General features: G+C 38.0%; 9 protein-coding genes. All 9 read right to left on the bottom strand.

The window, feature by feature from the left end; all coding sequences use genetic code 11:
• Positions 1 to 7 precede the first annotated feature (7 nt).
• A complete protein-coding gene (locus tag WQ54_RS34940; RefSeq protein WP_231597642.1) occupies positions 8 to 103 on the bottom strand; it encodes a hypothetical protein in 96 nt (31 codons plus the stop codon).
• An 82-nt stretch (positions 104 to 185) separates the two neighbouring features.
• Positions 186 to 2,219 carry an ABC transporter ATP-binding protein gene (locus tag WQ54_RS24715; protein ID WP_046588324.1) on the bottom strand — a complete coding sequence of 678 codons (2,034 nt, stop codon included), beginning with the start codon at positions 2,217 to 2,219 and terminating at the stop codon, positions 186 to 188.
• Positions 2,220 to 3,968: an ABC transporter ATP-binding protein gene (locus WQ54_RS24710; protein WP_046588322.1), complete on the bottom strand. Its 1,749-nt coding sequence runs from the start codon at positions 3,966 to 3,968 to the stop codon at positions 2,220 to 2,222.
• 635 nt (positions 3,969 to 4,603) lie between these two features.
• Positions 4,604 to 5,215 carry a hypothetical protein gene (locus WQ54_RS24705; RefSeq protein ID WP_046588320.1) on the bottom strand — a complete coding sequence of 204 codons (612 nt, stop codon included), beginning with the start codon at positions 5,213 to 5,215 and terminating at the stop codon, positions 4,604 to 4,606.
• Between the two features lie 9 nt (positions 5,216 to 5,224).
• Complete coding sequence (locus WQ54_RS24700; protein ID WP_046588318.1) at positions 5,225 to 6,409, bottom strand: ParM/StbA family protein; 1,185 nt, start codon at positions 6,407 to 6,409, stop codon at positions 5,225 to 5,227.
• Between the two features lie 904 nt (positions 6,410 to 7,313).
• Complete coding sequence (locus tag WQ54_RS24695; protein ID WP_046588316.1) at positions 7,314 to 8,153, bottom strand: oxidoreductase; 840 nt, start codon at positions 8,151 to 8,153, stop codon at positions 7,314 to 7,316.
• A gap of 17 nt (positions 8,154 to 8,170) precedes the next feature.
• Positions 8,171 to 9,394, bottom strand: a complete 1,224-nt coding sequence (locus tag WQ54_RS24690; protein ID WP_046588314.1) for a HAMP domain-containing sensor histidine kinase — start codon at positions 9,392 to 9,394, stop codon at positions 8,171 to 8,173.
• 147 nt (positions 9,395 to 9,541) lie between these two features.
• Positions 9,542 to 10,999, bottom strand: coding sequence for a CoA-acylating methylmalonate-semialdehyde dehydrogenase (locus tag WQ54_RS24685; RefSeq protein ID WP_046588312.1), 1,458 nt, complete (start codon positions 10,997 to 10,999; stop codon positions 9,542 to 9,544).
• 232 nt (positions 11,000 to 11,231) lie between these two features.
• The gene (locus WQ54_RS24680; protein ID WP_046588310.1) at positions 11,232 to 12,428 is read right to left on the bottom strand and encodes an iron-containing alcohol dehydrogenase; all 1,197 of its coding nucleotides are present in this window, start codon (positions 12,426 to 12,428) and stop codon (positions 11,232 to 11,234) included.
• Positions 12,429 to 12,471: the final 43 nt, after the last annotated feature.

The following is a 12,471-nucleotide window of genomic DNA, read 5'->3' as shown; positions in this document are numbered from 1 at the left end:
CTACAATTTAGATCCGTTTAGCTTTCCGGCTGTTGATTAACTTTTTGACGATTGGATAAATGATAGGAGCCCATTTTATTAATTTTTTAATCGCTCTTTTCATTGCCTTTACCTCCCGCTTTTTTAATAGATTTTCCCGAATTTGCTAGAGGGTAAACATAGTTGAGCGGTTCACAACTCTTCAATTATCCGACCTTTGATACTTCTTTTCCTTGCTGCAGCTGATACATTTGATAGTACTTTCCTTTTTGGTTCAGCAGCTCCTCATGACTTCCTCTTTCAACAATTTCACCGTGATCTAATACAAGGATTTGATCAGCACTACGGATTGTTGATAGACGGTGGGCAATAATAAAGGTTGTTCTGCCTTCCTTGACAATTTTCAAGGCCTCCTGAATCATCGCCTCTGTTTCGGTATCAATATTGGCTGTTGCCTCATCCAAAATGAGGATAGCCGGGTCATATGCTAATGCCCTCGCAAAGGAAATAAGCTGCCTCTCTCCAGCAGATAAGGTGCTTCCTTTTTCTAGTACAGGCTCATCATATTTGTTTGGAAGCTTTTCAATAAATCGTTCAGCTCCTACATCCTTAAGTGCTTTTATGACCTGCTCTTTTGATATTTCTGGATTATCCAAGCTCACGTTTGAAGAAATGGTCCCTGTGAACAAGAAAGGGTCTTGAAGCACAATCCCCATATGTTTTCTAAACTGCTGACGCGGAAGTTTACTCGTATCTTTGCCATCAATCGTAATCGTTCCCCGATCAATATCATAATACCGAAATAACAGGTTAATAATAGAGCTTTTCCCAGATCCGGTATGCCCTACTAAAGCAACTGTCTTACCCTTCCTCGCCTCAAAGGAGATATTTTTCAGAACATCATGCTCACCATCATAGGAAAACGAGACCTGATTGAAGCGAACATTTCCTTCATATCTAGGAAGTTTTCCCTCATCAACAGCAACACCCTTCTCATCTAAAAGTTCAAATACCCGTTCAGCCGCAACCCTCGCTTGCTCCAGCTGCGCTAACTGGTTAACAATATCCGTTACCGGCTGGAATAATCGATTAAGATAGTCAACAAACGCATAAAGCATTCCGATTGATACAATTCCTGCTGTGCTAATTGATTGGCCGCCAAAATGCCAAATAAGCACAACAAAGGTTGCATTTCTAAGAACATTAACTAAGTTATGCGATGTTAATGCATTTAAACTGAGCAGCTTATTTTGATAGACAAAATGCTCCTCATTCAACAATTCGAATTCCTTTGTCGTTTGTTCCTTGCGTCTAAATGCCCGAATGATTGGCATTCCCTGGATTGATTCATTGATCATTCCATTTATATCACTTATTCTCGTTCGGATTAAATGATTATACTTAGAAGCTACCCTTCGATATAGCAATGTCCAAATCAAAATAATTGGTACTAAAAGCAATGTGATAAGGGCTAGCTTTTGATCTAGGAAAAACAATGCAATAAATATACCTGTCATATAAATTCCGCTAGTGAAAAAAGTCGCAAGTACTTTTACATAGAGCTCCCTAATTGCTTCAGTATCATTTGTTACACGTGAAACAATTTTTCCGGCTGGCCTATTATCAAAATAGTTGATAGGCACTCGCTGAATATGCTCAAATACATCAGTTCTCATCTTTTGGATTATGCGATTCGCAGCTTTTTGGAGCATTAGCGATTTTCCATATTGGAAAAATGCTGCAATTATCAGCAGACCGACATAAAAACCAAGCAACAGAATAATTGGGCGAATCTCTGGTTGATAAAAAGCCATTAATTCCTGCTGGTTTAATCTATCTACTTTATAGCTGGCTTGCACATTTCCTTTAACAATGGTTAGTTCATTACCATTGATTGACCTGTCACCATCAAAGCTAAGATGCTCCTCTGTAACATAGAAGGATCTGCCTACTTGAACAATCTGCAGCTTAGCATCACCTGCTGATGCTCCATCTGTCATATTGCTATTTCTTTTATAATAACGATCATTGTAAAGAACGGTTTGTTCATCCTTTTCTTTTACCTCTACCCATGGGCTTTCAATACCCATCATATGGTGATCAATCACTCTCTTTGCAATTAATGGCCCTGTTAGTTCTGCCATAACAGCCAGAGCCAGCATTACCAATGCAATCAAGATTGTTTTTTTGTAGAGAAGGGCGTAGTCGAAAAGGCGTCTTCCTGTTGTTTTTTGATTCATTTAACTCACCTCGCCATAGGAATCAGCCTGTTGCCGATCAAATTGCTCTTTATACCATTTCCCTTGCTTAAGGAGCTGTTCATGTGTGCCCTCTTCCACAATTCTCCCATCATCCATGACGATGATCCAATCAGCATGTTGAACGGCAGATAAACGGTGTGCACTGATAAAGGTCGTTTTTCCAGCTCTCTCTTTACGAATATTTTTTATAATTTTCGCCTCTGTTTTTCCGTCAACAGCAGACATTGCATCATCTAATAACAGAATTTCCGGATCTTTAATTAGTGCTCTGGCTATTGAAATCCTTTGTTTTTGCCCGCCTGATAAGGCAACACCCTTTTCACCAACAAGTGTATTAAGCCCTTTTGGCAAAACAGATAGATCCTGGTCAAACGCTGCTAAATGTAAAGCGCGATCTATTTCTTCCTCGCTTACCTTCTCTTTTCCAAACTTTAGATTTTCCCGAATCGTCCGCGAAAAAAGAATTTGTTCTTGCGGGACATAGCCAATCCAAGAATGCACTGTATCAATCGCAATCTCTTCTAGAGAAGTTCCCGATACGATTATTTTCCCATTCCCTAATGGATATTCTCGCAGAAGCTGTTTCAACAATGTTGTCTTTCCACTACCTGTTTTACCTACAACACCTATCGTTTCGCCCCTTTTTACATGTAAAGCAATGTTCTTTAAGTTATCCGTTGTGGATGAAGGATACCGGAACGTTACATTTGAAAACACAATAGACTCAGCAGTATCCAGTTTAACTGGATTTTCGTGATCTTTAACATCTGGTTCATATGCAAGTACTTCATTTACCCGATCTAATGAAGCATTGCCGCGCTGCAGAATATTAATCAGCTCTCCAACAGCAAACATCGGCCAAATTAACATCCCTAAATAAATGTTAAAACTGATTAATTCTCCTAACGTAATCACTTGATGAAAGACTAAATATGCGCCATACCCAAGTCCGATCACATAGCTTAATCCGACAAGGATTTTAATGGTTGGTTCAAATAATGCATCAACTTTTGCCACCGCAATGTTTTTCTGATAAACATCTTCTGTCATATCACTAAAACGCTTTTCATCAGCTTTTTCCTGTACATATGCACGGATGACACGGACACCAGCGATTGATTCCAGAACATTGTCATTTAAATCACCAAAGGCATTTTGAGCAACGGTAAATCGCTGATGGATAAGGCTTCCATAATAATTAATCGCGAGTGCCATCAAAGGCAATGGCAGAAGAGCTGCAATGGTAAGTTGCCAGCTTATCGTCATGCTCATGACAAAAATGATAATAATCATAAAGATCGTCGAATCGATCAAAGTCAGAATACCGAACCCTGCTGTCAGGGATATCGCCTTAAGATCATTTGTCGCTCTTGCCATTAAATCGCCTGTTCGATTTTTTTCATAAAAACTAGGAGTCATCGACAATAGATGTCTCATAAATCGATACCTTAATATTCGTTCAATCAAATGGGCGCCTCCAAAAAGTTGGTACATCCACACATAAGTGATCCCATAGCTTAAAATTAGGAGTGCGCCAAAGAAGAGAAGCAGGTTACGAAGCCTATCTCCTGTCATCTGCCCAAATTGAATATCATCAATCGCTATTCCAATAATTTTCGGGGGAATAACATCTAATATACTAACGATGATTAATAACGTAATCGCTACAGTGTAGCGCTTCCAATACTGTTTAAAAAACCAGCTTAATTTTCCAAGTACTGAGAACAATGAAAGGTCCCTCCCTTTTAAAAAGCACAAGTGCCTTCACCAGCAACGTATGAATAGACGCTTCACCTATTAAGTGTGAAGTTCATTAGCTGCTGTACACTTGAGCTAGACACCAAAACTAAGTACAATAATTCATTTTTTGGCCGTTAGCCACCTTTCATCCAATCTAAATCAATGCGATTAATCTTCTCTTTTTCCATTTTCAAAGCTCCCTTCAAAAAAATATCTATATAAACGAGCTAACCGCTCGGAATTTGCCTTCTTTAAAGACAAAAAGGCACCGTACGGTAAACGCACGATGCCTAAAAGAAGCCAATAAAAAACGCACGCCACTAAAGTAGTGACCTGCGATGAATGACAAGTAGAAATTGCTCATTAAAAAGAATTACCGATTTACAATCCTTTGCGGGTCACATAAAAAATATGAAATTTGGCAAGCTTTATTTCCCATTACATTTTCCATTTTTGTAACCCTCCATTTCTTGTAAATTTATATTCTTGTTTCATTGTATGATTTTCAAATTATTGTTGTCAATATCTTTTTAACAAAATCATTCCCCCGGAAATGATCTCTCATACATATATTCATTTAGGTTTCTTCTTATGCTAAAAAGCTCTAATTAGGCACCAGTTTCTTATTTATTCATATTAGCAAGAAACCCTCCAAGAAGGTCATCTATATCTTCTTGCTGGTCTTGATCTTCTTCTTCTGCAGAGGCTTGCTCTTGTCTAACCTTCTCCCAATCGAAGTTGATTAAATCCAATTCCAGATCATCTACTTTAGGCAGGGCAGTCTCCTCTTCCAGCTCTTCCATTTCGTTTGAGGAGACTGTGGAAATGTCATCATCTTTTATTTCAATTGGTTCAACTTCTTGCAAATAAAGTGCCTCATCAATATCCAACGCATTGCTGTTCAGTGATGCTAAGATCGATGTCGCTCGTACTGGATCTGCTAACAGCTGATAAACAATGCTGCCTAATAACGCTTCTGAATGAGAGTGTTTTAACCAGTTCCGCTGGTCTTTGCTTAGTTTTTTCGGCAGAGGTAGTGTTATTGTCTCGCGATCCTTTGACAGCGAGCCGCCAACCCCTTCTAAAACAAACTCAGCTATTTTACTAGAAAAGTTACGTCTTTCTATATCTTTTAACATCTGAATCTGCTTTAAAAGATGATCAGGAGTGTCTGAGGGAAGGCGAAAAGTAATTGCTTGTCCCCTTTGTATGGATGCCGAGCCCTTTTTATTCATGAAACCACCCTATTTTTCTACTGTTTGTTTCTCTGCCTTTTTACCCTTTGTATTCAGATTATTTCTTCTAGCATAATCAGAGATTAATTTATAATATGCATTCGCCATCATCCAAATGCTCTCTTGTTCATCTTCAAAGAATTCAATGTTATAGCCATCCAAGCTATTATTTAACATTTTGATATAGTCTTTTAATACCATTGCTCCGCCGCCAACAAAGTAGCAGATTTCTGTTTGCGAGTTTTTCTGCCACACATTGCGTAAATGACGATATTGCTTTTTCGCTAATTCTAGCAAAATACGATCCGTAATATCATGAACGCTTGTCCGGCTCCCTTTTACCATAATATGGTTTCGGTCATTTTTTCGAGTAATGATTTCAACAACATCTCTTCGGCTGTCTAATTCAACTCCATGTTTGGAACGAATTTCTTCTCTTATTGCTTCTAAAGATTCAGAAACACCAAGATTAAAACCTTGTGCCTTATCGTCATCAACATTGCGATTTTTGATGACAGCAATATCAGTTGATAAACCTCCGATGTCTTGAATAAGAATTCTTTTATCAATTAGATCACGATTAATGATATTTAAGTCATTATCCATTACTAGATTAATATAGGCAGCAAATCCCTCTGGATACACCTTCACCTCATCAAATCTTATATTTACTTTTAGTCCTTGGTATTTTGGTGTGACTAGAAATTCAACTTGGTGAACAGAGCTTAGTAATTGTGAGCGATAGCCTACATCCTTACCTTCCTTTACTTCACGAAGGGGAAGTCCTGTTCCAAGCGTGTAATTCGCATCAATGACATTATTTGTCTTTTTATAAAGAGTAGAATTTTCTTCTCTTACTGCATCTAATGCTAATGAAGCAAATAACATAACTAGAGTTTGGTCCTCTTCAGATTTGCTGCTGCCAGGATCTAATTCACTCGCATGATCACTTTTCGTGGCTAGATTCCCAACACGATAAATCACATTATTTTCTTTTAAAGCAGGGGAGTGAACTCTAATATGAATGCCATCTAGCGGATCCTTATCATTTAATTCTTCAATACCAATAACTGGTCGGTCTTCAGTGTCTCTTGCAATGACGTTTGGTATGTACAAGTTATAATCTAATTTTCCAAATAATGCTTTTACACAATCATTTCCCACATCAATTGCTGCAATACGCGTTACGCTCATCTAATCATTCCTTTCTATTAAATGATGATGTCCAAGAAGAACGTTCATCAGTTTAATCTAAGGGTAAAGCTTATAGCTAAAAGCGTCAATATTACTTTCGTTGTGTTCATCTAGTAAACATGTATACAAATAACGTATACACGTACTCAAAACCGTATACATGTAAACATTTATGTATACATCCCTTTAAATCAACATGCGTACAGCTTTGTACACACGTTTACATGATTGTATACAAAAAGATTACATTATGTTTACATGTATACATTTGTGTATACATTAGGTTTTGCTGCATTTCCAGCTTAAAATATCACTCTTTTTACTCATTTTTTCTCGATGGAAATAATAATTGTCGAAAAATTAAGATAACAATATATTTCACAAAAAAGTGAATAATAGAGAAAATATTCACGATTCTAATAACTGGATATATAGGAAGATAGTTTTTTAAGGGAAGTAATTGATCATTCAACCCAATACATTTTATATGAATGTCGAATTAACGGTTGAAAACAGTGCTAATGACCTAACTAGTATGTGAGTGACCACTTAAGAAAGGAATGTTATTTCATCTAAAATACTTTGCATCCCCTGCCAAAAAGTAGATAGTTAATGATTTCAGTGAAAAGGAATCGTTATACATGCATTATTGAGGTCGAAGATAATAGTGCTGGGATACTGAGGGAAAAACCCTTTATTCCCTAAAGGTGGCTGGTTAAGGCTATCACTACCGATTTTGAAGGCGTATCTTCGATTTGTTTAGAGGTACAACTGTAATTGAAAGTGCGGTAAACCTTGTGACGGAGGTTGTCCATTTTCTCTCCTCTTTCATTTATTCCATGAGACTGCCTCTTCCTAATAAAGCGGCAGTCCTACTATCCGACAAAAACACACAAAAAACAGCTTATTTTAGCTGCCGTAAAAAAATCCCCTCCCAAACTTTCCAAGGGAGAATGGCTTTGAGAAAAACAGCTGTCTTTACTCCTTTACCAACCATATACCGTATCCTTGTCTGTTTCTTTTGTGCAATCTTAACAATTAATTTAGCCACTTCAGATGGGTCACCAAACTTGTCCGCACCTTTATCAATATGTTCCTCAAGTTTTTTCATCATTCCATAGTATGGAGACATCACATCCAAAGATTTCTTTGTTACATGTTTACCCGATGTCCAAATACTTGTTTGAAAAGATCCCGGCTCTACCAAAACAACATCAACACGAAAAGGCTTCATTTCAAATCGCAAAGCCTCGCTCCATCCCTCCAAAGCTTGTTTAGATGAAATATATGGTGATAATCCGGGAAAGCCAAAACGACCGCTTATGCTGCTAATATTGATAATTCTACCTTTTTTTTGTTCTCTCATAATCGGTAATACAGCCTTTGTTACCGCCATAACTCCAAACACATTCGTTTCAAACTGCTTTCTATATTCATCAAGTGGAATCTCCTCAACAAAGCCTGCACCTGCAAAACCTGCGTTATTAATCAGCACATCGATTCTTCCTAAGGTTTTCATAAAATCTCTCCAACGATTAATTGAAGCCTGGGAAGTGACATCTAATTCATGTATATGAATCAAATCATATACACCAAGCTCTTCTGCGCGTTTCAGCAATTGCGAAGATTTTTCAATATTGCGCATCGTTGCGATCACAAAATAGCCGCATTTCGCTAATTCTAGCGATGTCATAAAACCAAAACCGCTCGAAGCACCTGTTATAACCGCAATTTGTTTATCCATCTTTCTTCTCCTTTTAGCTATTGACTTTCAGCCTTTTGAGAAGGAAGGCAAATGGATACTTTCGTTCCTTTGCCTTCTTCACTTTGAAATTGGATACTGCCATTATATTTTTGTACAATGTTGAAGCATATCATAAGGCCCAAGCCTGTCCCTTTGCTTTTTAATGTGTAAAACGGTGTACCAATTGCTGATAATTGCTCCTTTGTCATTCCACAGCCTGAATCAATCACAAGTATCTCAATAAATTTCTTCTTTTCTTTTACCTCGATATCGATCGTGCCATCATTCGGAGAGGCCTCGATTGCGTTCTTTAAAAGGTTAATCATTAATTGTTTAAATTCCATCAAGCTGCAAGAAATGATGTATTCATTCTGGACATCGATTTTCAGCGAAATGTTATGAAGCAATGCGTAAGACTGAATGAGATCGGTCACACTTAAAATTGCATTTTTTACATTTACAGTGCTTGAATCAATATTGCCTTTTGGTTTTGCAATCGATAAAAAATCAGATATCACCGTTTCAGCAACATTTAATTCATCTAACATTAAAGAAAAATGCTCCTTTTTTTGTTTATCTATTGAATCATCCTCTTTATAAAGTTGAAGGAAGCCTTTTACAACTGTAATGGGATTTCTAATTTCATGGGCAACAGCTGCAGCTAGCTGTCCGGTTGTCTTTAATCGTTCAGCTTGTTGGATTTGTTCATAATACAACTGTAATTGCTTCATTCTTGTATGGGAAAAATAAAATATGAGAAATAATAGTCCCTGGCTTCCGAGGAAATTAATCATGTTCCCAATCAAATCCAGATATAAATAGGGATAATTGTCCCCCTTATCAATAAAAAAGACATAACCAAAAATGACCGTCATGAAGATAATATTTAAGCATAATGATAGATAAAATAGCATTGGTTGAAAAAATAAAATAACAGCTCCAGGTATAATGGCAAGTAATATAATCGTAGATGAAGTTTGCGGGTAGATGATAAACAGTGTATAAAAATAAATTGTCGTTAAAGTAATGATGAGGAACTTCATGCCATTTGTTTCTTTTTTTGGATATAGGAACAATAAGACTGATAATACAATGACTAGAAAAAATTGAAAATAGAATGCCCATTCATATTGACCGGGATCAAGGTAAGAAATAATTAAGCCTAAAAACATTAAGACAATAAAAAAGAGAATAGCCTTTCTGTATAAATCTTTATTTTTTGAATAATTGAAATCTCTCATAAATGCATCCTTTTCTTTTATAATCTCGTCCTTCCCATAAGAATACCATTTTCTTTTAATACTTTGAAAATATTACCGAAAAAAAAGTGAAGAAAAAACACCCCAAGACAACCTTGGAGTGTTTTACCCTTTAACTCTTTTATGCTGTTACCAACGTGAAGTAAGCATTTTACGTCTTGTATAAAATTCAACTCCATCTGGTCCGTTAGCATGAAGGTCTCCATAAAAGGAGTTTTTCCAGCCTGAGAATGGGAAAAAGGCCATTGGTGCTGGTACACCGATGTTGACGCCAAGCATTCCTGCTTCAATATTCTCTCTAAAATAGCGGACATTGCTGCCGCTTTGCGTAAATAGGCATGCTCCGTTACCAAAATCAGATTGATTTGTCAGTTCAATTGCTTCCTCAAGGCTTTGCACTCGAACAACCGATAGAACTGGTGCAAAAATTTCATCCTTCCAAATTTTCATTGATGGATTTACGTTATCAAATATAGTGGGCCCGATAAAGTAACCTTCATCCTGGTAAGCTTCATCCTGACGCCCATCTCGAATGAGTGTCGCCCCTTCTTCAATTCCAAGCTCAATATAGTGCTCCGTTCTTTGCTTATGCTCCTTGCGAATGACTGGGCCTAAAAACACATCTTCTTCAAGGCCATTTCCAATTTTAATTTGATCAGCTCTTTTATTTAACTTTTGAATGAGAGGCTCTGCAACATCATCCACAGCCACAACGACCGAACATGCCATACATCTTTCACCGGCAGAACCATAAGCAGCAGCAATTATTTCCTTAACGGCAGCGTCTAAATCAGCATCTGGCATAACAATTGAGTGATTTTTTGCTCCAGCTAATGCTTGAACACGTTTTCCATTTGATGAAGCTGTTTTATAAATGTATTCTGCAACTGGCTGAGAGCCAACAAACGAGATAGCTGGAACATCTTTATGATCAAGCAAGCCATTTACAACATCATGTGCGCCATGAATGATATTAAACACACCATCTGGCAGCCCTGCATCTTTAAATAACTCAGCTAATCGGTTTGCTAATAACGGTGTACGCTCAGAAGGCTTTAACACAAATGTATTACCTAAAGCGATTGCAAGCGGAAACATCCAGCATGGAACCATCATTGGAAAGTTAAATGGCGTTATCCCTCCGATTACACCTACTGGATAACGGTACATGCCTGATTCAATATTTGTTGCGATATCAGGAAGTTGTTTGCCCATCATCAAAGAAGGTGCACCAGCAGCAAATTCCACACATTCAATTCCTCGTTGAACCTCTCCATACGCTTCTTTATAGCTTTTTCCATTTTCCAATGTTATTAATCTAGCAAGTTCATCCCAATTTTCAACTAGCAATTGCTGATATTTAAAAAGGATACGGGCACGCTTTGGCACAGGAGTCTTGCTCCACGTTTTAAAGGCTTCCTTTGCTGCATTTACACCAGCCACTACATCAGCCTTAGTCGACAGTGCCACCTTGGCTAACTCTTCCCCTGTTGCAGGATTAGGTACAACTTGGTACTGATCTGTTCTCGCTTCAACCCATTCTCCATTAATATAGTTTTCTAACACCTTTTTCGTTGTTGTTGTCATAATTATCCTTCTCCCTTCACATTCTGTATGTTAAAAAATCTAAGATTCATTAATAAATTGCATAAAGAATAACGGCTAAAAATAAGACGATTTTTAGCAAAACTACAATTAGCAGAAAGATTGGCCAATCGGGCGCTAATGGGTCTCCCCACAGATCGATCTGATCGCAATGACTAGATATCCATAATGCTGCAGTGAATCCAATCCCTCTGATGCAAAATTTCGATATTCCTTAAATTACCTTTTCTTCACTTGCAAATTGGTAGTTATAACAAATATGGTAAAGCTCTTCTAATTCCTCTTGAGTGGGAACTCTAGGGTTATTTGCCGGGCTGCCGCTATCTAAAGCATCTGCTGCCATTTTTCCTACAGCGCTTTCAAATGCCGATTGATTAATCCCCCAGCCTTTAAGATTGGGAATATTTAATTGCAAACATAGCTTTTTAACAGAAGCAACAGCAAGTTCAGCCGCAGCTTCATTTGTCATACCATCACTGTCTTGCTTAAACATCCTGCCTAAATCGGCTAAACGATCAATACATGAATCTTTACTAAATTCTAATACAGCGGGTAACAGCATCGCATTTGAGAATCCATGCGGCACATGAAAGAGTGCACCAATTGGCCGTGACATTCCGTGCACAAGGCAAACGGAAGCATTTGTAAAGGCAATTCCAGCTTGTAATGCTCCTAAACTCATTGCTTCACGAGCATCAAGATTTTCCCCATCCTGATAGGCTGCAAGCAGATTTTCCACGATAAGCTTCATCGCTGATAAAGCAAACGTATCTGTCATTGGATGAGCGCGCCTTGAAAGATAGGCTTCTACCGCATGACTTAGAGCATCTACTCCTGTTGCTGCAGTCACTTTCATTGGCGATGAAACTGTTAATAATGGATCGACAATCGCAGCATCCGGCATAAATGCAGGTTGCTTGATCATCATTTTGACATCATTTGAAGTGTTGGTAATAACCGTTACATCAGTTGCCTCTGAGCCGGTTCCTGCAGTTGTAGGTATTGCAATATGCGGAATCGGTGAGTTAGCTGCCATTTTTTTGTTTCCTCTATAGTCACCAATATATCCGCCATTTGTCGCTAAAACGGCCACTGCCTTCGCGGTATCTATGCAGCTTCCTCCACCTAGGGAAACAATTACATCACATTGACCCTTTTTAAAAAGTGCTAAAGCTTCAGCTACATACTGATCTGTCGGTTCAGAATGTACTCCTAAATATACCTCGCTATTCACACCTTCTTTTTGAAGATACTCTATGCAGTCACCTACAAGGCCAAGGCCATCCATTACGTTATCACTAACGATCAGGACCTTTTGGCCCCGTTGCTTTGCAACTGCACCGACATGACGAAAAGCATCACGTCCATATAAAATGGTTTTCGGTGTACAAAAAACGGAAAATTTATTCACTTGGAACTCCACTCCTTTTTACATTTCATAGATTAGAATGCAA

This window comes from Bacillus sp. SA1-12, from assembly GCF_000981385.1.
Taxonomy (GTDB): Bacteria; Bacillota; Bacilli; order Bacillales; family Bacillaceae; genus Metabacillus.
The sequence above is the reverse complement of the archived record's forward strand: the minus strand, read 5'-3'. Positions and strand labels throughout refer to the sequence as shown.

Coding starts and splice junctions, on each gene's coding strand:
- WQ54_RS24685 (WP_046588312.1), bottom strand. CDS start 10,999: ATGACAACAACAACGAAAAAGGTGTTAGAAAACTATATTAATGGAGAA.
- WQ54_RS24695 (WP_046588316.1), bottom strand. CDS start 8,153: ATGGATAAACAAATTGCGGTTATAACAGGTGCTTCGAGCGGTTTTGGT.
- WQ54_RS34940 (WP_231597642.1), bottom strand. CDS start 103: ATGAAAAGAGCGATTAAAAAATTAATAAAATGGGCTCCTATCATTTAT.
- WQ54_RS24690 (WP_046588314.1), bottom strand. CDS start 9,394: ATGAGAGATTTCAATTATTCAAAAAATAAAGATTTATACAGAAAGGCT.
- WQ54_RS24715 (WP_046588324.1), bottom strand. CDS start 2,219: ATGAATCAAAAAACAACAGGAAGACGCCTTTTCGACTACGCCCTTCTC.
- WQ54_RS24705 (WP_046588320.1), bottom strand. CDS start 5,215: ATGAATAAAAAGGGCTCGGCATCCATACAAAGGGGACAAGCAATTACT.
- WQ54_RS24700 (WP_046588318.1), bottom strand. CDS start 6,409: ATGAGCGTAACGCGTATTGCAGCAATTGATGTGGGAAATGATTGTGTA.